Source organism: Azospirillum sp. UENF 111221, assembly GCF_058780625.1.
On the sequence record NZ_JBSNCH010000002.1, the window covers coordinates 843,169 to 866,732 of the forward strand.

The 23,564-nt window shown below is 64.1% G+C and carries 11 protein-coding genes and 1 pseudogene; 6 read left to right on the plus strand and 6 right to left on the minus strand.

Going from position 1 to position 23,564, the window contains the following annotated elements:
• Positions 1-63: 63 nt before the first annotated feature.
• The 4 genes from ACWPN3_RS08315 to ACWPN3_RS08330 all read right to left on the minus strand — a co-directional run bounded on the left by ACWPN3_RS08315 (position 64) and on the right by ACWPN3_RS08330 (position 6,534).
• A complete protein-coding gene (locus ACWPN3_RS08315) occupies positions 64-1,674 on the minus strand; it encodes a glycosyltransferase family 61 protein (RefSeq protein ID WP_492243565.1) in 1,611 nt (536 codons plus the stop codon).
• Positions 1,675-2,208: 534 nt separating this feature from the next.
• Complete coding sequence (locus ACWPN3_RS08320) at positions 2,209-3,321, minus strand: class I SAM-dependent methyltransferase (protein WP_492261233.1); 1,113 nt, start codon at positions 3,319-3,321, stop codon at positions 2,209-2,211.
• A gap of 77 nt (positions 3,322-3,398) precedes the next feature.
• Positions 3,399-4,277, minus strand: a complete 879-nt coding sequence (locus ACWPN3_RS08325) for a hypothetical protein (RefSeq protein WP_492243563.1) — start codon at positions 4,275-4,277, stop codon at positions 3,399-3,401.
• A gap of 238 nt (positions 4,278-4,515) precedes the next feature.
• On the minus strand, positions 4,516-6,534 hold the full coding sequence (locus tag ACWPN3_RS08330) for a radical SAM protein (RefSeq protein ID WP_492243562.1): 2,019 nt from the start codon (positions 6,532-6,534) through the stop codon (positions 4,516-4,518).
• 278 nt (positions 6,535-6,812) lie between these two features.
• Here ACWPN3_RS08330 and ACWPN3_RS08335 point away from each other — a divergent pair, with 278 nt between their 5' ends.
• The 6 genes and pseudogenes from ACWPN3_RS08335 (at position 6,813) to ACWPN3_RS08360 (ending at position 20,735) form a co-directional block, all read left to right on the plus strand.
• Positions 6,813-7,499 (plus strand): tetratricopeptide repeat protein, encoded by a 687-nt coding sequence (locus ACWPN3_RS08335; protein ID WP_492243671.1) that lies wholly within the window; start codon positions 6,813-6,815, stop codon positions 7,497-7,499.
• Positions 7,500-7,554: 55 nt separating this feature from the next.
• Positions 7,555-7,770 (plus strand): annotated as a pseudogene (locus ACWPN3_RS08340) (asparagine synthase (glutamine-hydrolyzing)); the annotation flags it as partial.
• A gap of 61 nt (positions 7,771-7,831) precedes the next feature.
• Complete coding sequence (gene asnB / locus ACWPN3_RS08345; protein WP_492261252.1) at positions 7,832-9,421, plus strand: asparagine synthase (glutamine-hydrolyzing); 1,590 nt, start codon at positions 7,832-7,834, stop codon at positions 9,419-9,421.
• 1,095 nt (positions 9,422-10,516) lie between these two features.
• Positions 10,517-11,809 carry a glycosyltransferase gene (locus ACWPN3_RS08350; RefSeq protein ID WP_492261234.1) on the plus strand — a complete coding sequence of 431 codons (1,293 nt, stop codon included), beginning with the start codon at positions 10,517-10,519 and terminating at the stop codon, positions 11,807-11,809.
• A complete protein-coding gene (locus tag ACWPN3_RS08355) occupies positions 11,806-18,354 on the plus strand; it encodes a glycosyltransferase (protein WP_492261235.1) in 6,549 nt (2,182 codons plus the stop codon). Before ACWPN3_RS08350 ends, ACWPN3_RS08355 begins: the two co-directional genes overlap by 4 nt.
• Before the next feature lie 65 nt (positions 18,355-18,419).
• Positions 18,420-20,735: a hypothetical protein gene (locus tag ACWPN3_RS08360; RefSeq protein WP_492243558.1), complete on the plus strand. Its 2,316-nt coding sequence runs from the start codon at positions 18,420-18,422 to the stop codon at positions 20,733-20,735.
• A 61-nt stretch (positions 20,736-20,796) separates the two neighbouring features.
• Here ACWPN3_RS08360 and ACWPN3_RS08365 read toward each other — a convergent pair whose 3' ends face one another.
• Entirely contained in the window at positions 20,797-22,149 is a 1,353-nt protein-coding gene (locus ACWPN3_RS08365; RefSeq protein WP_492243557.1) for an SEL1-like repeat protein, read from the minus strand.
• A 2-nt stretch (positions 22,150-22,151) separates the two neighbouring features.
• Positions 22,152-23,561 (minus strand): HlyD family type I secretion periplasmic adaptor subunit, encoded by a 1,410-nt coding sequence (locus ACWPN3_RS08370; RefSeq protein ID WP_492243556.1) that lies wholly within the window; start codon positions 23,559-23,561, stop codon positions 22,152-22,154.
• Positions 23,562-23,564: the final 3 nt, after the last annotated feature.

Below are 23,564 nucleotides of genomic sequence, written 5' to 3' on the forward strand. Positions count from 1 at the left end.
CGCCCCTCCGCCGGGACGGGCGGAAAGAGCCTGCCCCGGTGGAGATTGGGAAAGGGCAAACGATCAGCGGTCGAGATAGATCGAATAGGTTCGGCCGTTGGCGTTCGGATCGGAGTTGTCGCTGGTCGAGAAAAGGATGTAGTCGTTCCAGTGGGAATAGAGCCCGCCACCGCTGGTCCGGATGTCGTGATGCATACTGTGTGGCTGACCGATCGGCCGGCCATTTTCCAGCAGGCGGAGCGGCGACCGGGAGCTCGCCGCCATGCCGTCCGCGTAACGCACGAGTTCAGGGAGACGGTATGCATAGGCAAAGGTCCCGATCTGGTCGGGCGAAAAAGGCGCATCAAGAACCCGATAGCAGGCCCCGCGCTCGATTTCCGGCTTCGTCTCGGCCATGGCACGGATCAAAGCGGCTTCCGGATTGACCGTGACGCCTGTCAGTTCCATCAGCCGCGCGACGAAGGGCAGGAAGCTTTCCAGCGGAACCTCGAAGGAGCACTGGTCGCGGTTGGCCGCCTCCACCGCACGGGTCGGATCCTGCCGGATCATTTCCGGCACATGATACATGACGTAGCGCTTCCCCGTGACCCCCGGCACATGGACGAAGGCGGTGAAAAACACGTTGCCGGCCCCGATCTCGCAGATGATGCAGCCTTCCGGCGCATAGGCGGCATTCAGTATCGCCGAGCCGGTCTGGCAGATGAGGATCTTGGCCTTGCCGAAAAACTTCACTTCGTCGGCAAAGTTAAAATTATCGGGCACAACGCAATTGAAACCATAATTCTGGAGGCCGATAGATAAAGCCTCCTCATTGAGCATGTAACGTCCAGAGCCACCACCTTTGCGCATCAGGAAGATGTACTCGGGCTGATGGATCTGAACCGAACTGTCACGGGCGATTCGCTCCGCGATCTCGGAAGTCATAGTATGAAAAAGTGGTGGAGGATTGTTTGTTCCCAACCCAAGCATCCGACTTGAATAGATGAGGTCCCGGCAAAACACAATCGGTTCAGGGGTGCCGAGCAACCGCCCCCCCATGCCTAGCGCCGTCAAACTTTCTTGAATCCAACCTCGGTTTCTGTAATGATTAATTGCATGCCTAGCACTGGGCATAAGGAACTTGACATCATTTTTTAAAATCCAGTCACGGATCCCGTAGGCGGACAACATGCTGTCAAGATGCCAGTGACCATAATTGTCCTGAACGGTGTTGACCAGCATGACTGTATCTTCGATCATTTCTGCACGGTCGCAGATTTCCGGATCGAAAACCAAGCCTTTGTCCGTCTTTGTAATATTCGGCAGAAAACGAGTTAAATAATCAAAGTTTTTTGATTGATCTCCGTAGCAAATATTGTTCAAAGATTCTTTTAAGAATACCCCAGGAGCAATCATGATCGCGCTGCGGTTCGGAAATACAAAAACATCCTTCAGACGAAGGAAAAATAAATTCTGGCTTGTATAGGATTTTTGACTTTTAGTCCAATTATAATTGTAAGCACTCTTATCCTGAAAATAATCCTCGAGGAAATACCCATCGCTGAAATCAACAAATTCTTCTCCTAATAAAATTGATTTGCAATATTTAGAATTGGAAGAAAAAAATTCTTCTATTGATGAATTTACTTCAATCAATTCTTCAATTTTTTTTGTTTCAATGAAAGTACCTTTCATCCTCAGAGCAACCTCCAATTGATAGATTTTCTTCGTTTTTTGACAAAGATTGAAAGTCCGGACTTTCTTGCTTTCATGGACAAGAGAGTACTAGCAAATTTACAATACCTCCTCAAGCCTACCTATAAAGCCCCATGATTCATTCACATCTCTATCATACTGGAGCACAGGGCTACGATGTGTTGCCCTTATCCCAGAAGCCTTTGATCCTGACAGGTCAGGATCAAAGGCTTCGGCGGCAGGAGCCGCCGCCGCGCCGGTCGGCGCGGATACCAGCGGCGATCACCAATGACCGCTGGTGTTTGGACGTAACCAATGGTCCTCACATCTTTTCACAACCCTATTCAACTTGGCAGTCAAATACGACGGAATCGAATCTATAGTGCTGAAGGCTCTCAACGAGAGCCTTCCCAAACCAATGCCCAATCATCTTCGTAGCAGAGCAAGATGACTCCCATGACGGGGAACGAAACCCCCGTTACCATGAATAGAGATTCCAATACTCATACAGAAAATATATTGAATAAATTTATTTCATGGCATCAGAACCAAGCTGTAAGCTATTGAATTTTCATATAGATCTTGATGAATGCAGTTTCTGTAAAGACGGCTCCGACTTTTCTCTTTACTTTCCTGAAGGAATTTATTGACATAATCGTCTGTATTATAGCTACGAACAATACGTTCCTTGATGCTAAAGTTCATGCGTGTGAACCAATATTCAAGCTCGGAAGGACGCAGACGATTTCCTCTAGCTGTATCATGCGCAACAATTTTTTGACGAAACTCAGCATCGTCAATGAAAAGAAAATTCAGTGGATCACTGAAATTACTGTGATCTCTATAATCCACGCCATGCCTTGCCAAAGACCATGGCTTTGAGCATTTAGCCAAATTTTCCATTGTACGCTCTGGATCAAATATATGCTCAAGAACAGAATTAGAAAGAACAAGGTCAAATCTATTTGAATATTCTCTTGAATTCATTTCTTCTACTGTGGTCTCCAAGACCTCAATGCGAGGGGTTACTTTTCCCTTGCTTTCGATAATTATATCAAATACAGATTGATCGACGATAGAAATACCTTGCAATTCGGCTCGCTCAGAGAGTGACTTATAGAAAAGCGGGCTGCGTTCATCGTCCCATTGAATTCCCTCCGGTTCTATGACCGTTACATATGCGCCACGTGCTGCGAAAAGCGCAGCAACACCCAAATATCTTGCGCCAATTTCTAGTATATTTATTTTATTTTCACTACGAAATACAGGGAATGGTTCACGGCAGTATGAGTTCATACAGGAAAAAGTCTGATATATTTCAAAATCTACATTATTAGATGACTTTGCCATCTCGACTTTTGTATCATCTATGATGATTCGATACGATCTACCATTTTCATTTGGATCGCTATTATCGGAAGCAGAGAACCATATCCCTTGCACCCAATGACTATATCGCCCATTTCCCTTCGCAGCCACTTCGCTATGCTGGATATGCGCCGGACCGAGCAGAAGATCATCCTCAAAAAGCTGCAAGGTCGATCGATCTTCTCCAGGGATATCAGCAACAGAAACAAAGTCAAAAAGATCTTTTTGATACGAAAACCCGCCATGATGGCGAAATGGTCTTTCCAGATTTATTTCCATGGCTTTACTCCTTCTATTTTATCTGCCAAGCAGAGTCAGGTGTTAGCTCTCGAGCGGTTTTCGTATCTACTGTTTATCTATATAGATGGAAGAATTTCCCCTTCATGGAATCCCATATTGAATTGATGAGACAGAATATTTGTACATGTTAAAGTTGAATTAAAATGCTGATCCCAAGCCTGAATCAAATCCATGCGCTTAGCCAAATCACGAGCGCTCAAGTACTCTCCGTTTACCGCTGCAAAGAACTGAAACGCCGGATCGAAATAGACCCAACGATCAGGAGTAATTTCGATCTCAACTGCAATATGCGCTGGAAATATAACTGGCCTTGCTCTCAACCCCATACCCATCGCGCAGTCCCCTAATGCCCTTGCAAAGGCACCACATAGCATTGGCGGTCGTCTTAAAATAATTTCGTGAAAATCATGATAATTCTCATTGTAATCATCAATGAAATTTTCTCCATGCGTCCCCCATGGAAATATTACTCTGAGACTTCGAGAAACGTGAGCGAGAAAATTCACTATCCGAATTGATGAAAGCCCTACGGCATTAATATCATCCAAATGGTAAGATAGGCAGCAGTACGTCAGAAAATCTCCAATGGATCTTCTGTTTTTATTTTTTCTTTCATTGTATTCTTCGCCATAGTTAAAAATAAAATCATAGGCTCTGCCGTTTGTATTTGGATTTGAGTTATCGGATGTCGAAAAAATAACCATCGCCATGCTGGAAGGACTAGACCTCCAATGAGAAAAAAGGCCATTCCCTTTCAACCGAATATCTTCATGAAGAGCATGAGGCGGACCAAGCGGCCGACCATTTTCAAAAACCTGAAGCGTTGATGCCAACGCATCTTGTGAATTATCCGATATCCCTTCAATCGGCCAGCTTGGACGAGCCCATGCATAGCCAGCCTCTTTAAAATAGAGATGCTTCAAGATCTGTGACATCGAACAACTCAGCAGCTTCTAATTTTCAATCGAGGCGAATTGATAACATTTTTTTCATCAAACGTCCAGTCTTGCCGGGTTTCGACGAGCATTCATCAACCCAGCCCCGCTCCAATACATGTGCATCGTCGATATGATCAGCATGACGGTACCCTGGCGGCACCTGTCCGGGCTGCCGGCCACTCCGGCCTTCACAGTCCGGAGTGGCGACAGTCCTGTCGGTAGGAAACGGCCGGCGTCAGCTTCCACCGTAGCTTTTGACGCAGCCTGCGCATTCCGGCAGCACGATTGGATTCAGGCTGTCATGCCGCAGCGAGCGGCGCAGGCTTTTATAACGCTTGCCGCACCAGGTGTTCAGAAACGCGTCCAGGCTGTTGGCAAAGCCGAGGACCGTCCGCTGGGTGCGGCAGCAGGCATAGATCTCGCCATCCAGCCCGATGTCCACATACTGCAGCGGCGCCATGCAGGCATAGACGGGATGGGCGTCGGAGCGGCCCGACAGGATCGGGTAGTTGGCGTGGCCGGACCGCGCCTTGTAATGGACGGTGTCCACGACCTCCTTGTTGGTGAAGCGGATCCAGTTCGGCTCGAACCGTATGTCGGGACCGTCCGGATGCGCCGCCGCCCATTCGCCCAGCGCGGCGATCTGGGGAGCCAGCTCCTCGGGGCTGGGCTGCTCCTCGAACGAATCCGAGATCGGATCGTACTGGCGGAAATTCACCGAATCGATCCGGTTGGCGGAGGCCCACTCCATGACGTCCAGCATCGCCGGCAGGGTTCGGCGGGTGACTGTGGGGTTGACGCACAGCTTCAGTTTTTCAGGATCGCGCAGTTCGTTCAGCCGACGGACCCCGCGCTCGACAGCCTCCCATTTCCCATTGCGACGGACCTCGTTGAACAGCGGGCCGGTCGCATCGATGGACATCCAGACGGTGCCCACCATGCCGGACAGCAGGTTGACCAGCCGGTCGGTCAGCAGGGTGGCGTTGGTCTGGAGCTTGAACACGCAGCCATGGTCACGGATCGCCCTCAGCACCTCCTCGAAGTCGGGATGCAGCGACGGCTCGCCGTAGCTGCTCAGCTCGACCTCGGTCATGAAGGGCAGGATGGTGTCCGCCACCTTGCGGAACACCCCGATATCCATGAAGCGGCGGGGGATCTTCTCGTTGTCGAGGAACTTCTGGCTGCCGCAGATCTCGCAACGCAGGTTGCACTTGTTGGTCAGGCCGATGTTGCAGTACTGCGGCAAAGCGAAGCGGCTGCCGCCGCGGAACAGGACATGGGCACCCCGGGCGGCGTGATAGATGATCGATCCGTCGTCCAGCGTCCTATGGATCTTGTATCCGAGCTGATAGTGGCGGCCGTTGGTGTTGGGATCGCTGTTGTCGCTGGTGGCGAACCACAGCTCGTTCCCCCAATGGCTGTAGCGGCCCTCGCCTTTCTGGCGGATGTCGTCGTGGAGCATGTCCGCCCGCGGCAGGAACACGCCGTCCTCGATCAGGAAAAGCTCCGAGTAGCGGCTTTGCCCATCCGAGGCCAGGGCCGCGAGTTCCGGAATGTAGGCGGTCCAGGCGAAGCCGCCGGCATTGCCGTACCGCCCCGGCAGGTCGACTGTGTAGACGCCCTCCTCGAACGACAGGCGGGCATAGCCCTCCTTGACCGCGGCCGCCGGCACAGCCTGGCCGGCCGGCACGATGGAAATCGTGTAGTCGCGCCCGTTGGCGTTCGGGTCGCTGTTGTCGGAGGTGGAGAACCACAACCCGTCGCCCCAATGGCTGTAGCGGCCGCCGCCTTCCTGACGGATATCGTCGTGGAGCTGCTCAGGCGGTCCCAGGGGACGGCCATCCTCCATGAACTGCAGCCTGAATCCTGTCCCGCCCTTTCCCCAGGCTTCGAACTGGGGCAGCTTCACGAGCCAGGCGAAGCCGTTGTCGGTCGCGAAGGGCTTCGGCAGGGGATAGATCGCCCCTACCTGCGGTTGGATATCGGCCCCGAAGGGCGACAGGACGACCGGGGAGGAGCATCCGGCTTCGGAGTCCTCGACTTCGGCCGCACTGTATTTGTTTTCTTTATCGATAATAATCGTGTAGTCGCGGCCGTTGGTGTTCGGGTCGCTGTTGTCGGAGGCGGAGAACCACAATCCGTCGCCCCAATGGCTGTAGCGGCCGCCGCCCTTCTGGCGGACATCGTCGTGAAGCTGGTCCGGCGGCCCCAGGGGACGGCCGTTTTCCAGCAATGACAAGGACGAACGGGGCATTTCGGACGAGGCCCCGTAAGCACTCAGCTCCGGCAGCGAGATACGCCAGCCGTATCCCCCATCATCCTCGAACGGACCCTCCAGGGGGTACGGCTGGTTTTGGGAGGACGCGCGCTCCGCCGTGCTCTGCCCTTTTGGCATTGTATCCCACATGATCTCTGGAGTACGATTAACATGCTTCTTTACAAAAGATACGCATCAAGAAACATTAAGAAAGCTTTCACGTCAATTGGATATATTCTTCCCGCAAGGCGAAGTTTCAATTTTCTTTGGATGAAGTGATGCGTGTATATTCAGGAAACTCCTCTGACTACTCACCATCAATTCAGAAAGATGAGCAAAACTCGTCGGTAATAGAACAAATATCATACGATGACGATTATGAAATCTCGGGAGATTTCTTTGTCTCTGGCGGTCGATTTGATGAGGCGGTAGAATTTTATTCAAAGGCGGAAAAAGCATCGAAAAGGCGCCCCGAAGTTTTAAAGAAGCTGGCTCATGCAGAAATGGCGCGCGGCAACATCGTTGCGGCAGGCTTTGCATTCGAAGAGGCCCTGCGAGTTAACCCGGATGATTTGTCGGCCGAGCTTGGTCTTGTGGAAGTGGCCATTGCTTTAAACAACCGAGACGAAGCAGCACAGAGGCTCGGCAGGCTCAGAGTTGCGCTTGATCGAAGCGGAAACACGCTGGCGGCGCGCCTGGGAAGTGCTTGTCACACCATGATTCAACGTTTGGGAGAGCAATCCGCTCTGTCCGCAGCGTCCTCGGCAGCTGACACCCCCGCCTCCGGCTGGGACATCCGGCAGGCGATCGGCCGGCTGAAGGAGGGGGAGGAGAATGGCTTGCGGGAGCGCGCGGCGATGCTGATCCAGATCCGTGCCCAGTCGGCAACGATCGAGAGCCTGAAGGGGCTGGTGGCCTTTCTGTCCGAGCGGCTCCGGCAGGCTGTCCGCCCCCACCGGTGACCCGACAAGGCCCGATCCGGGCAATTCCAAGTTGTTAGGAGGCATAACGTCGATCATGTGCGGAATTGCAGGACTGGTGAATTTCGGCGGTCGGTTCAGCAGGCAGGAACTGGCGAACATCGCCGAGACGATGGCAGATACCATGATCCATCGCGGCCCGGACGATGGCGGCGTCTGGGTCGACGACACCAATTTCTGCGCCTTCTCGCACCGGCGTCTCAGCATCATCGACACGTCTTCGGGAGGGCATCAGCCGATGCAGACCCCCGACGGCCGCCATTCCATCTGCTTCAACGGGGAGCTTTACAGCTTCCTGGAGCTGAAGGAGGATTCTGGAGGCCCGGGGTTACCGGTTCCGCACCCGCTCCGATACCGAGGTCCTGCTGTACGGGCTGTGCGAATACGGCACGGCGCTGCTGTCGCGCATCGATGCGATGTACGCCTTCGCCCTGTTCGACCACGACAACCGGTCGATGCTGCTCGCCCGTGACCCGTTCGGGGAAAAGCCGCTCTATTACTGGCAGGGAAACGGGCTGTTCGCCTTCGCGTCGGAGCTTCAGGCACTGACCGTGCTGCCGGGGTTCGACGCGGCGATCGACCTGGAAAGCATCGCCGGCTATCTCAGCTTCCAGTATGTGCCGGGCACCCGCACCATCTACCGCGACGTCCGCCGCCTGCCGCCCGGCTGCTATCTGCGTCTGAGCGAGGACGGGCATGCGACCGTATGCCGCCATTTCGCCTTCGAAGCGGAACCACACCAGGGGAAGATCCGCAGCATCGACGAGCTGGCCGACGAGCTGGAGGAAATCCTCGTCCGCTCGGTCAGGCGCAAGCTGATCAGCGACGTGCCGCTGGGGGCCTTCCTGTCGGGCGGCGTCGATTCCACCCTGGTGGCGGCCATCGCCACCAAGCGGCTGAACCGCAACCTGATGACCTTCTCGATCGGCTTCGCGGACACGCCGGAATCCGAGCATGAGGATGCGCGGGCGATGGCCCGCCATCTGGGAACGGACCACCACGACCGCATCATCTCGCCCGACATGCTGGCGCTCGGCGAACATGTCGGATCGGTGCTGGACGAGCCCAACGGCGACACCTCCTGCCTGCCGACCTTCCTGCTGACCCAGTTCGCCCGCGAACATGTCACGGTCGCCCTGTCGGGCGACGGCGGGGACGAGCTGTTCGGCGGCTATGGGCGCTATTTCTCCACGCTGGAGGACGCTGCCCGCCTGGAGCGCGATCCCGTCGGCATGGCTGGCTGGGACCCCGGAAATGCCTATTACTCGTACCGGATCCTGGTCTATGCCGACAGCGACGTGACGCGGCTGCTGGGACGGATGCCGCCGGAGAACGCCAGCCTCCTGCGCCACCTGCGCTCCACCATCAACCGCAGCGGAAAGCCGCTGATCCACCGCCTGCGCGAACTGGACGCGGCCCACTACATGCCGGGCGCCGTCCTGCCGAAGGTCGACCGGATGAGCATGCAGAACAGCCTGGAGGTGCGCGCGCCGCTGCTGGGGCTGGAGGTCGCCCGTTTCGCCAGCGGCCTTCGCCCCGAGGAATGCTATGCCGCCGGACAGGGCAAGCGCGTCCTGAAGCAGATCGCCGCCCGCTACGTTCCACGCGACTGGCTGGAACGGCCCAAGCGCGGCTTCGGCCTGCCGATGGCGCTGTGGGGAAAGGACCAGCTGCTGCCGCGGACCCGGGCGCTCACGCTCGATGCCGGAAGCCGCCTGCAGGATTGGATCCCGGTCGAGCGGATCGCCGCCTTCCTCGACCATCAGGAACAGTCCTACAGCGCCTACCAGCTCTGGCTGCTCTTCATTCTGGAAAGCTGGCTGCGCGCGCGTCCGGGCTATCCCGCGCACCCATCCGCCACAGCCGCTTCCACTCGGCCCCAAGCATCCATGGTGCTTCAGTGACCCTGTCCATCAGCCTTCTGCTGTATGTGGAGGCCGCAGGCTGCCGCGCACCGGGCGGCCTCGTCGCCTTCTGCCATCCCGAGGATCTGTCCCAGCTCCGCGGGCTGCCCAACCTGCGCGCCTGCGTCGTGCCGGGCGGAGATTCGGCGACCCATCCGGCAACCGGCGACGCCATCTCCTTTCCCTGGCTCACGGACGATGCCTGGAACGACGGGCCTTGGGCCGAATCTGCCGAAACGGCCGGGGGAGACGGGTCCGACCGCGACACCCTTCCATCGCTTCTGGCCGAAGGGGAGCGGGTGGAGCTGCTTTTCCTCTGCCGGCAGAGCGCCATCCCGTCGGCAGCCATCCTGCGGCTGGCCCGGCTCGGCCACAAGACGGTCACGGCCATCGTCGGCGGGGCGCCCGTCGTGGTGCGCTGCGACGAGAACCGGGCGCGGCGGCGGCGGCTGATCGACGAGGCGGTTCACCGCTTCTGTGCCGACAGCATGCGCAAGCACCCGCTGGGCAAGGCCGGAGGCTATCACCCCGAAGGGGGGCACGGCTTCAGCGCCCACTGCCCCAGCCTCGCCGCCCGCGCCGATGCCAACGGCAAGGAGGGCCGCTCGCGGCTGGTTCTGCTGGAGGACGGTCGGCCGCTGGGCTCGGCGCATGCGCTGCACACGGCGCTGCGCGGGGTGGGGCGCGGGCTTTACTCCCACTGGGAAAGCCGGGTCTTCTTCTCCAGCTCCGACAACAGCAATCCCAACGAGAACGGCCGCACCTATTCCTGGATCGAGCTGCCGGAACACCCGACGGGGATGGATCGCCGTCTGGCACGGATCAGCGGGGTGCTGCCGTCCGGAGACTCCGCCTGGAGCCAGGCCGACCTGGAGGCGGAAGACCGCGGACAGGCGCGCCGGCTGCCCAGCCTGCGCCCGGCCGAGCGGGTGTTCGAGGAGTGGCTGGGGCAGGACGGCGACCGGCTGCTGCCTCCCGAACCGTCGGAACAGCGCATCCTGCTGATGATCGGCTATCTCGGCCCCGGCGGCGCGGAACGGCAGAATCTGCAATCTGGCGCGCGGCCTGCTGGCGCAGGGGTATGCGCCGTCCCTGATGACCATGTCGCCGATCCGCGACGAGGGGCGGCATTACGCCGACATGCTGCTGCACGACAGCGACATCCCCATCCTGTCGCTCGACGTGATGACCCACGGCGATTTCGTCCTGGCGACCGGGGACGAGGAGTTCCGCCACATCCTGTGGGCGGCGGCCCCGACCCTGCGGCGCCTGCCGGAGGAAGTCCGCCTGCCGGTGATCGAGGCGATGATCCGGATGCACCGGCTGCGGCCGGCCGCCGTGATCTGCTATCTCGACATGGTCAATGTGGTCGGCGGGCTCGCCGCCCTTCTGGTGGGGGTGCCCCGCATCCTTCTGTCCGGCCGCAACGTCAACCCGACCCATTTCCCCAACCTCTACCGCCCGTGGTTCTACGGCCTGTACCGCATGCTCCTGCGCTCCCCGCGCGTGGTGATGAGCGCCAATGCCGAGGCCGGCGCCCGATCCTACGCCGCCTGGCTGATGCTGAAGCCGGAGGCGGTCAAGACCATCGTCAACGGGATCGCCGTGGAGGATCTGCCGCAGCCGACACTGGCGCAACGGGTCGAGACCCGCCTGTCGATCGGGGTCGGCTCCTCCCGCCCGCTGATCGCCGGCGTGTTCCGGCTCGCTCAGGAAAAGCAGCCCCTTCTGTTCGTCGAGGTGATCGCCCGCATCCGTCGGGAGATCCCGCACGTCAAGGCGGTGGTCGCCGGCATCGGGCCTCTTCGCGAGGCGATGGAACGGCGGCTGCGGGCACTCGGCATCGAGGACGCCATCCATTTCCTGGGGCGCAGCCAGTCCGTGAACGTCCTGCTGGGGGCCGCCGACCTGCTTCTCCACACGGCCAAGGCCGAGGGGTTGCCGAACGTCATCATGGAGGCGCAGTGGCAGGCGCTTCCGGTGGTCTGCACCTGCGCGGGCGGCACCCCGTCCGCCCTCAGCCCCGGCCTGCTGCCCTACATGCATGGGACCGACGATCTCGACGGGCTGACGCGCTCCTGCCTGTTCCTGCTGCGCAACCATGAGGACCGCCGCCGGCTGGCCGCGGAGGCGCAGGCCGACGTCCACCGCCGCTTCACCGTGGAGGTGCTCGTCGAGCGGACCCTGGACGCCCTGGCACTCCCCGCGCCGGCCGCCGTCCAGGCCCCGGCATCCGCCCCCGCCGCCGCTGCCCCCGCCCCTGCCCTCGCCAAGCCGCTGGAGGCAGCCGTGGTACGGGCCGTTCCGCCCGCTCCGCAGCACAAGGCGCGCCCCGCGTCCATTCCGGCAACCCAGCGCCCGTCCCAACGGAAAAAGCGCAGGCGATGACCGAAAGCCGCCCGGATATGAACGACGCTCCCATTCCCGCCTCTTCCCTGGTGTTTCCTCCGGTGTCCCACGTCGCGAAGCGCGCAGAGTTCCTTCCCCTCCATCAGCTGATCCGCCACGAGGATGGCCAGGTCATCCGCTATGCCGTCAGCGCGGCGACAGCGGGAATGGGTGCCCCCGTCCAGCAGCGGCTGGGCGCGGACGGGCTGGCCTTCACCATCCGCGGACAGAGCGGGGTTCACTCCCTTTCCCTGGAGCTGGACAGCCGGGGACTGGCGGACCCGTGCAGGCTGACCCTGACGATCAGCTCCTTCGAGCCGTCGGGCGACGGGATCGCCGAACAGATCCTCCACACCACCCAGCTGACCGTGCCGCCGTCCAAGGGCAACGGAACCGTCCTGTTCGACCTGATCGGCGCGCCGCTGCGGGAGAAGCGCCTCTATCGCGTCATGCTGCGGCCAGACGGGGATGCCCCGCAGGGCGGCTTCGGCGTCTGGGGCTGCATCACCGCCACCGCCTGCCCCGAGCCGTCCGTCGAGGTCACCCCGGCCGTCCGCCGGGAACCGATGTGGCGCCTGCAATGGGTCGAACATGGCGCCCGCATGCAGGTGACGACCGAAGAGTGGCTGGAGAAGCGTTTCGGCCTGATCCCGCTGCCCGTCTATTCCCATTCCAGCCTGGAATTCTGTTTCGAGGCTCCGGCCGCCGCCGTCGACGCGCTGGGCATCCGCGTCGCCCCGCGGATGGCGCGCGGCACGGTGCCGCTGCAGCTGGAACTGCATGACAGGGACGGCAATCTTCTGCTGATGCGCTCGATCCGGCCGATGCCCCGGCCGGTGCCGCAGTATGTAGATTTCGATCTTGCGGGAATCCCGCTCCGGGTCGGGGAGACCTATCGCGTCAGCCTGACCTCGCCCACGGCGGCGGCGGACGACTGCAACTGCGTGCTGGTCAACCGCGAGGGGCTTCCCGCCCGCCCGCCCGCCCCCGGCCTGGGGCTTCTCGGCGCCGAAACGGGCCTGGCGCAATATGTGGAGCGGTCGCGCGCCGCCCGCGGTACGACCCCGCATGGGCAGGGGCATCTGCGGGTCTGCGCCCTGGTGCCGGACGACCATCCGCGGCCGGGTTCGGTGGCGACATTCCTCGGCCGTGCCTTCCCCGATCACACCATCGATCTGCAAAGCCTCCCGGATGGGGGCTGGGCCGCTCTGCTGCCGCGGCTGTCGGCGCAGGATGTCGTCCTGTTCGTCGATCTGCACCCGCAGGCGGGCGAGGCGACCCGCCTTTACGACGAGACGGTCGCCCTGCTGGACGCCGGACTGGTCTGCACCATCCATGTCGACACCGGCACTCTCGGCACCGGCGGGCAGCCGGCGGCCGGCCTGCGGCTGGACGGCAGGCTGCAGCGGGCGCTGACCGGGCCGCTCCAGACCGCAAGGCGTTGCCGTCACGCCCTCGTCGCCGGGCCGGACGGCCGGGCCGCCTGGGCGGACGGCGCCCCCGAAGCGGTGCCGGATCTGCGCGGCCTCCGCGACGCGGCGCTCCATGCCGCCCTGCCGCACATCGCGGTCGTCTGCGATCTGCGCGGCGGCGAGGAGGCGTTCGACGCGGTTCTCCATACCCTGACCGGCCAGAGCTACGGCGGTCCGGTCACCCTGCTCCTGCTGAGCGATCCCGGCCCGTCGGAGGATTTCGGCATCCGGGCCCAGCTGTGGGGACAGCGCGACCGGCGGACCCGGCTGGACATCAAAGTGGTGTGCCAAGCGGTGGACCAGGAGGAACACGACATCGCGCCGGCCGGCGCCGGGAAGACGCAGGGCCGGCGCCTGCTCCAGGCCGCCACGCTGACGAACGCGGACGTCTGCGTCGTCCTCGATGCGGATCTCCACGTCAACCGCGACTTCCTGGCGGCCCACGCCTTCGCGCATCGCCATCCCGATTTCGACGCCGTGATCGGAGCCCCGCCGGTGGCGGCGGACGGCCGCAATCCCGACCGCCTGCTGGATGAGCTGGAAGCCGACGCCAACCACGCCCGCGACCGCATCAGGATGCGGGATCCGGTGCAGCCGGACGGCTTTCTCAATGTCGCCGCCGGGAACCTGTCGGTCAAATCGACCCTGCTGCGCCGCCTCGCCCTTCCGCAGGAGGACGCCTTCCCCGGCATCCTTCAGGGGGCCGCCGGGGAAGGCCGGAACCGCTTCGACGATCTGGTGCTGGGTTACCTGCTGTACCGGGCCGGGGCGCGTTTCGGCCGGACGGAGCATGCCTTCGCCATCCGCACCGCAAACGGCGCCAGGGCCACGGACGAGGCCGCCGCCGACGGGCTCACGCCGCAGGAACGCCGGATGGAGGGCTTCAACAGCCTGTTCCGGCCCTATCCCGAACTGGCGCTGGTGGCGCGGCGCTGGGTGGTGGCCGAAGCCGGCAGCATCCTGGAAGCCATCCGCGCGGACGATCGCCAGGGAGAGTCCCTGCACACGCCGGCCTATGCGGAGCTGAAGTCCCGCTTCGGCGCGGCCGCCGCCTCCCCGGCCCTGCGCCGGGCGGCGCGCAAGCCCCTGCGCGTGCTGTCCTACCGCTGGCATTGCGGACACCAGTACGAACTGTACAAGCTGCCGCACGAGTTCACCCTGGTGCGCGGCCTGGGACCGGGCCTGACCGACCGCTGGGATTACGAGCAGCGCCCGCTACGCCCGAATGTCCGCTTCGTCGATATGGAGGAGCTCGACCCGTCGAAGTACGACGTCGCCATCCTGCATTTCGACGAGAATGTCCTGGCTCCGCAGATGGGGGCCGGCGCGCTGCCCGACGATTGGGGAAACGCCTTCCGCTGGTTCCTGGCCAACGTTCCGCTGCCCAAGATCGCCCTCTGCCACGGCACCCCGGCTTTCGTCGGCCAATACGGCACGATGCGCGGCCCGATCGATCGCTTCCAGATCCACGAAGCCGAACGGCGGTCACTCGTCGACCTGCTGGCGGAACGGGGCATCCCGGTCGTGGTGAACGCCTGGCAGGCGCAGGCGGAGTGGGGGTTCGCGGACAGCCGGGTGATCTGGCACGGCTTCGATCCCCAGGAATATCCCGACGCGCGCTACGAACGCGACGTTCTGGCCCTCGGCTCCTCCATGTGGGAGCGGCCGCATTACCGGGGCGCCTACGAGCATGAGAGGGTCATGGCCCGCCTGCCGGCCGACATCCGGGTGGAAACCGCGGTCAACCAGGATGGCGGCCTGTGGCCGCGGGAAACGAACGGCTACGCGCGATCCAAGTTCCGCGGATACATCGACCGCATCCGCAGCTTCACCGCCTATCTCGACACGACGCGGCGCTCGCCGATGCCGCGGTCGCGCGCCGAAGCGATGCTGTGCGGCGTCGTCCCGGTCTGCCTGCGCAGCGATGACGTGGACCTGTTCATCCGCCACGGCGTCAACGGCTTCTGCGGGGAGTCGCCGGAGGAGCTGGCGGATTATCTGGTTCACCTCTGCCGCAACCGGGCTGCGGCCCGCAGGATCGGCGAACGGGCACGGCTGACCGCCCTCGACCTGTTCAACCACGACCGCTATCTGGCGGCCTGGACCGCGCTCCTCGACGAGACGCTGGAGCGGAGCAAGCCGGTGCGCACCGCCGCGTCCGCCCGGGCCGGCACGCACGCCCGCAAGGCTGCGGAGGCCCCCCCGCCGGCTCCGGCCGACGCCCCCGCGGCGTCCCCTTCGGCGTCCTCCGCCGGGGAGGAAGAGGCCGAAGCGGCTCAGGACGCGCCGGCACCGGTTCCGCAGGCGGCGAGCCCCGCCCAGGTCCACCCCGCCCCGGCGCCCATGGCCGCCCCCGGTTCTCCTGCCGCCGCTCCCACGGGCGCATCCGCCCCGAGCACCCGGGACGGGCTGGACCTGGGCAAGGTGGCCCTGGGCAGGGTGGAATGGATGATCCAGAACCAGATTTCCGGCTGGGCCTTCGATCCCGACCGCCCGGACGAGGTGCAACGGGTTGTCGTGCTGGTGGACGGCCGTCCGCGCTACCGGCTCGCCGCTAATCTGGAACGGCCGAAGGCCGGGGTCGGGGAACCCCGTCGCGGCGGCTTCCGCCTGACCCTGCCGTCCGAACTGTGCGACGGCAAGCCGCACCGCATCGATCTGGCCATCGCCGACAGCGGCGCGATGCTGAACGCCAAGCCCCTGCGCTTCCAGCAGCCCGACCCCGCCGGCCGTTGCATCGGCCAGATGGACGGGGTGAACGGGCGGACCGTTTCGGGCTGGTGCTGCAACACCGCGCGGGCCGCCCGCCCTGTCGAACTGGCGGTGCTGGTGGACGATGAGGTCTGGGGCACGGTGACCGCCGACCGGCTGCGATCCGGCCTGAAGCTGGTCGGCATCGGTTCCGAGCGGCACGGCTTCTCCTGGCCGATCCCCGATGCCCTGTGCGACGGCAAGCCGCATCGGGTCGCCTTCGTCGTCGCCGCCACCGGCCAGCATGTGCCGGGATCGCCGCTGACCGTCCAGCCGGCGGCGGAGCCGTCCTGGCGCGGGCATGTGACGTTCGCGGCGGACGGCGACATCGTCGGCTGGGCCTATGACGAGAAGACCCCCGACGTTCCGATCCGTGTCGACATCCTGGTCGACGGCCGCCCCTACAGGACACTCACGGCCGACGTCGATCGTCCCGACCTGGAAGCGATCGATGCGATGCGCCTCGCCAGCGGCTTCCGCTGCCGGCCGCCGGCGCCGCCGCCCGGGGCGGAGTCCGCGATGGCGGAAATCCGGGTCCGGATCGCCGGCACCGGCCGGGACCTGCCGGGCAGCCCGCTGACGGTCGACCTGTGCCGGACCTACCGCGCCTGGGTCGAACGCTACGACACCGTGACGCCGGCAGATCGGGAGGCCATGCGGGCACGGCTCGACGCCCTGCCCCGCCGACCGCTGCTGTCGGTGCTGATGCCGGTCTACAACACGCCCGTGCCCCTGCTGCGCGAGGCCATCGCCTCGGTTCGCCGGCAGATCTACCCGGATTGGGAGCTGTGCATCGCCGACGATGCCTCGACCGATCCGAAGATCGCCGCGCTGCTGAAGGAGGAAAGCCGCGCCGACCGCCGCATCCGCGTCGTGCACCGTCCCGTCAACGGCCACATCTCCGCCGCCAGCAACAGCGCACTGGAACTGGCGACGGGCGAGTTCGCGGTCCTGCTCGACCATGACGACCTGCTGAGGGAACACGCCCTGCTTCTGGTGGCCGAGGAAATCCTGACCAACCCCGAAGCGACCCTGATCTTCAGCGACGAGGACAAGATCGACGAGGCCGGCGAGCGGTTCGAGCCCTATTTCAAGGGCGGCTACAATCCGGATCTCCTGGCCGCGCAGAACTGCATCAGCCATCTCGGGGTCTACCGCATCGACCTGATGCGCCGTCTCGGCGGCTTCACCGTCGGGCTGGAAGGGTCGCAGGACTACGACCTCGCCCTGCGCGTGATCGAACACAGCCCGCCCGCGGCGGTGCGCCACATCCCGCACGTCCTTTACCATTGGCGGGCCGTTCCGGGGTCCACCGCCCTGAGGATCGACGAGAAGGACTATGCGGCCGACGCCATGCGCAAGGGCCTGGAGGCGTCGCTGAAGCGACGGGGGCTGAAGGCCCGCGCCTGCCCCAGCCTGCAGCCGCCCTTCCTGCATCTGCGCCCCCGGCTGGAGGCTTGGCCGAAGGTCTCGGTCATCCTGTCCTGCCGGGGCGACGGAGCCAGGCTTGCCGACACCCTCGACGTCCTGAAGCGGTTCACCGCCCGGTCCGTCTCCGAGGTGATCGTGACCTGCCCCGCCGCCGTTTCCGCCGATATGGCCAAGGCGGCAAAAGGATGGCGGAACCTGCGGCTGCTGCCGATGGACAAGGCGCCGGCCAGCCTGCGCAACACCGCGGCCAAGGCGGCGACCGGGGAGGTTCTGGTTTTCCTCGACGAGGACACCAGACCGATGCACCGCATCTGGCTGGCCGAGCTGGTGCGCCAGTGCATGGCGCCGGGGGTCGGCGCCGCCGGCGCGCGGCTGGTGACTGCGAACGGCCTCATCCGCTATGCCGGATACCGGCTCGGCGGTGAGGCGCAGGGAAGCGCGGCCTACGCGGGCCAGCACATCGCCATGGTCGGTCCGGGCGGGCGGGCCGTGCTGCGGCAGACGGTGTCGTCCGTGTCCGTCACCTGCATGGCCATAAGGCGGGATCGCTTCATGGCCGCCAAAGGCTTCGACGAGGGCCTGCCGCAGGCTCTGCACGACGTCGACCTGTGCCTGCGTCTGGCCGGTGTGGGGTTCCGGTCCCTGTACACGCCGCTCGCCCAGATGGTCTGCCGCGAGGCAGCCCCGCCGGCACCTGCGGCGGAGACGGCGGCTTTGCGGGCACGCTGGGGCGATGCCCTGGCCGAGGACCCCTATTACAACCCGAACCTGACGCTTGAGACGACGGATGCGGGGCTGGCCTTCCCGCCGCGCCGCCCCCCGTTCCGATCTCCGCAGGACCAGCCCCGGGACTTGTCCCTGCCGGATGTGGACTCTCCCTGCCTTGTCTGACAGAAGGGCCTGACGTCTCCGGCACCGGTCCGGAGACGTCCCGCCCTTTCCAGCCGAAAGAAGCCATGACGACCGTTCACGTCTTCGCCAGCGGCCCGCGCCTGAAGGACGGCCAGACCGTCACCGTCGCGTCCTGCCGCAGCAGCCAGATTGCGGAAGCGCTTCTGGCCGCGAAGCTCGGCGCGACCATGTCGGCCCTGCCGGCCGCTTGCGAATGGTCAGCCTCCGAACGGGATGGCGCAGGCGAGATGCAGACCGCCGTCCTGCGCGACCATCGCCCCGCCACCGCGCTGTGGCTGACACCCGAGCGGTTCGCCCTGCCGTCCTACGCCCTGCCGCTGGTTCGCAAATTCTGCGACATGGCGGGCATGGACGCCGCGGGCGACGGGCTGGACGCGGCACGGGCCGCCTGGAAGACGGCGGACGCCGCCGGCGGCTTCATACTGGACGCCGCGCAGGCCGATCTGGCCCACGCCGTCCTGCCGGCCGGCACCCCCCTTCTCCACCTGCCTGCCGATTGCCCGGCAGCCTTGCGGGTGAACCGCTCGGCAAAGCCCCGCCAGATCCTGGTGATGGGCGACCTTGCCCTTCTGGCCCCGCAGGCGCAGGCCTTCGGGATGCTCACCGGCGCCTTGATACGGGCCGGGCTTTCCGTCGCCCTGGTGCATCTGCCCTTCCGCTCCGCCAGCCCGCCGCCAGACCTGCTGCCGGCCCACACGCAGCTTCTGGCCGCTCCCGTGCCGGAAACGCTCGGACGGCTGCTGAGCGAAGCCGCGGTGACGATCGACCCCTTCCATGTCTGCGGCGAGCCTTATCTGGCGACCGCGATGCGGCGTGCCATCTGCGCCCGCAACAGCATCGGGCTGATGTCCTGGACCGGCGAGGAGGACACCGCGACCATCCTGCGCGACCTGACCGCCCGGCAGGTCGCCCTGCCGGTCCCGCAAATGCCGTCGGATGGCGCGCCCGCGCTGCGCGCGCTGACCAAGCCGGCGTCCCGCCGCCCCGCGGCCCCCACCGCCGGACCGGATATGGGAAGCGTTCTGCTGGTGGCCGGCGGCGAAGCCGGCCGGCGGCGGGTGGACGCGCTGCTTCCCCTGTTCGCGTCGCTGATCCGGCGCGGACGGCTGGTTGGCCTGACGGTGGTGCAGGAGGCGGAGGGGATCGAGGCCCCGGCAGTCGAGCGCTACGGCAAGCCCTCGTCCGGCGACCTCCATGACGCGGTCCTGGTCTGCGGCACCCCCAGCCGCTCCATGGTGGAAGCGACCCTGCTGACGACGGAACGGCGGGGACTGCATCTCGAAGGAGCAGCGGGCGGCACCGGGAGCGGCGGGACCGGAAGCGCCCTGCGCCGCCTGATGGGTGGACAGACGACCTTGTGCGCCTCATCCCCGGGGCTGCTGAACCGGGTGGATGCGAGCCGGCAGGGCATCCTGCTGCCGCCGGCCCTCGATCTGCCCGGCACTCTGCCCGGCAGCGCGCCGGCTTCGGCGGGGCGGCCCGTCGCCATGGTCATGGACGCCAGCGACGGCCTGCCTCTCGCCGCGTCCAAGGGACCGGTCCTGACCGTCATCGCCAAGGCGTCCGCACGCTATGGACTGCCGCTTCTGTGGTTCGGTGCCCCCGACCCGGATTTCTTCCGGTTCATCCCGGACATCCGCATCCAGGCGGCGGCGACGCGGCCGGCGATCCTGAATTCCCTGCTGCAATGCGAACCGCTGATCGCCCTGGCTCCGGTCGATGACGGGGTGGAGTGCAGCGGCACGCTTCCGGGCGACGAACGGATGATGCTGTTCGGCGCGGCCGGCCACCGCGGGATTTATTCCGCCTGCTCCGCCCATGCCGCCAGCACGCTGCCGGCCGGACTGCTGGTGCAGAACAGCGAGGCCGCCTGGCTGGACGCCATCGGCCGCCTGCACGGCGCGGCGGACAGGGCGGGGCTTCCGGACATCGAGGCGATCCGGACGGAGCGGTCGACCGACCGCATCGCCGATCTCTGTCTGCTGGCGCTGCTGAAGCGGATCGGGCTGGCGACGCCGGCGTCACTCGACGGGGTGCTGACCTACCGGCAGATCCACCGCGAAGCGGGCCGCCGCCTGCCCTTCGACGAAGACGCCTACCTGACGGCCAATCCGGATGTCCGCAGCGCGGTCCTGGCCGGCCATTTCCCCGACGGCTACAGCCATTTCGTTCAATACGGCATGGCCGAGGGCCGCATGCCCGATTACGCCCCCCGTGACGACCCGTCCTTCTCCGAACTGGCCGAACAGGAGATCGCGGCCGGACGCCGCCGGATGGCCGAGGCCCAGCACCTGATCATGGATGTCGTCGGGCGGTTGCAGCAGGAGGCGAATGGCGACGGCGGCGGGTCCGGCACCTGAACGGGGCCCTGGCCGGCACTGGGAAATCCACGGAGAAATCCGCTGCCGGCCAGGGGCATGATCAGGCCATCGCCATCGACTTGGGGTTCTTCTTCCACTCTTCCATGATGAGCTGGGCCTTGTGGCGGTCATCGCTGGTCAAGGCATTGCCCAGTTGATGCGCCTTGGCTTCCAGCCCGTCGCGCTCGGCTCCGGACTGGGTGCCGGCGGCGGCCATGATGGTCCAGACATAAGCCTGGACAGGGTTGTAAGCCTTGCTGTTCTGATCGGCATAGAGCGCGCCGAGGTTGCTCATGGCGCCGGTGTGACCCTGCGCTGCGGCCTTGCGCAGCCAGTCCACCCCCTCCACCAGCTCGGGGCGGCCGCCCCAGCCATGGATCAGCATCAGCCCCAGATTGACCTGGGCGCCGACATTCCCCTGGTTGGCCGCCTTGCGGTACCAGAGAGCCGCCTCGGCATAGTCGGGCTGGCCGGCCAGTCCGTTGGAATGGATCAGGCCCAGGTTGAACTGGGCGTTGACGTTGCCCTTCTCGGCCGACAGGCGGCACCATTTCAGGGTTTCGCGGTAATCCTTGGGCACGCCCTGGCCACGGGCATAGAGCAGGCCCAGATTGACCTGCGCCACCGGATGGCCCTGCTCGGCCGCCAGACGATAGAACTCCGCCGCGCGGGCCGGATCGGCCTCCACCCCGGTGCCGTGCTCGTAGATGATGGCGAGCGCCAGCTGCGAGTTGGCATAGCCCTGTTCGGCCGCACGCCCGTACCAGGCGATGGCCTGACCGATGTCGCGCTCCACCCCCTGGCCGTTGGCGTAGAAGGAGGCGAGCGCATGCTGGGCCACCGCATAGCCGCCTTCGGCCGAGCGCCGGTACCAGTCGGCGGCCACGACCTGGTCCTGCGGCATTCCCTGTCCGTAGGCATGCAGCAGGCCCATGTGGTACTGCGCCTCGGCGTGGCCGGCCTCGGCAGCCAGCCGGTACCAGTGCAGCGCCTGGGCGATGTCGGGCGCGATGCCCAGCCCGTTGGGATAAAGCAGGGCCAGGTTGGCCTCCGCCGTCGGCGGGCTGGCCTTGGACACGGTCTTGTACCAGCGCACCGGCAAGGCCGTGTCCTGCGCCGCCCCTTCGCCGTTGGCGTAGCACAGGGCGAGCGAGAACTGCGCCTCGGTGTGGCCCTGCTCGGCCGCCTTGCGGAACCAGTGGGCGGCGTCGCCGAAATCGCGCACCACCCCCTGCCCGCGGGCGTAGAGCTGTCCCATGCGGAACTGCGCTTCGGCATGGCCGCGTTCGGCCAGCGGCATCCAGTTGGCCACGGCGCCGGCATGGTCATCCGCCTCGAAGGCGGCCAGACCTTGCTGGAAGTCCGGCTTGCGGAAACTGGTGGTTTTGCTTCGCTTCAGCAGTTTGCCGAACACAATCAGGGCTCCCGCAGGCTTTCGTCGAACCCGCGCAGGATGGGGCGCAGGAAATAGGTGATGATCCGGCGTTCGCCGACCTTGATGTCGGCCGTCAGCGGCATGCCGGGGATCAGGCGGAAGTTAGAGGGCACATTGTCGAGCGTGGTGGTCAGCAGCCTGATCCGCGCCCGGTAGAAGAGCATGCCGTTCCCGTTTTCCTTGCTGGAGAAGGAGTCTTCGCTGATCGTCGCGACCTCTCCCTCCAGCGACCCGTGCTGCATGTAGGGATAGGCATCCAGCTTGACGCGCACCTTGTCGCCGATCTGGACGAAGGCGAGGTCGCGGGCATCGATGTTGGCTTCGACCTCCAGCGGAGCCCCGACCGGCACCAGGGTGAAGAGCGGTTCGGCTTCCTTGGCGATGGAACCGGGGGTGGCCTTGGGTGAGACCTCCAGCACGATGGCGTCGACCGGCGCGTCCAGTTGGACCAGCGACTGACGCTTGCGCGCCTTGGTCAGCTGCTCGCGCAGCGCCTCGCGCTCGTTGCTCTGGGTGGCCAGCTCCTCGATGATCTTGCCGTTCCACTGCTGGATGAAAACGTCGCGCTCCGCCAGCTGGGCCTGCAGATCGTGACGGTTGCCCTGCAGCTCGTTCTGGTTCAGGACCAGATTGCGCTCGATGTCGATGCGGTCGCTGGTGGCCTGCAGCAGGTTCAGCTTGCTGCCGACCTGGGTGGCCAGCAGCGACGAGCGCATGTTCTCGATCTCGCGCACCACCTTCAGCCGCTCGTTCAGGTGCAGGCGGTCCATCTCGTACTTGGAGACGTTGGACTGCAGGCGGGCGAGCTTCTCCTCATAATTCTGCATCTGCGACTGGTACTGCGCCTGGCGCTCACGCCACAGCGCCTGCTGCAGCGTGCCGTAGCCATAGCGATCCGCGACCGGCACGAGGGGCTTGCCGTCATGCTCGGCCTCCAGCCGGGCGATCTGCGCGTCGGCATTGGCGAGGCGGGATTCCAGCTGCAGCACGTCGGCCTGGGTGAAGGTCGGGTCCAGCGTCGCCAGGACCTGCCCCTGATGCACGACGTCGCCGGCACGGACGAGGACCTGCTTGATCGCCGCCATCTCCAGCGGCTGGACCATCACGTTGGGCTCGGTCGAGATGATCTTGCCCTGGGAGGCGACGATCTTGTCCAGATAGGCCATCGACGCCCAGGTGATCGCCCCGATGACGAACAGAGCCAGCAGATGCAGCGTGACGCGCGCCAGGAACGGATCGGGGGCGTTCTGGATCGCCTCCGTATCCTTCTGGAAGGCCCCGATCGCCGCCTTTCCGCGCGCCTTGGCCCGTTTGTCCAGCGGCCCTTGCGGCGCCACATCGTTGGCGGGAACGCGCGCGGTCTCAATTTTCGCAAGCTTCTGTGCGGTCAAGGG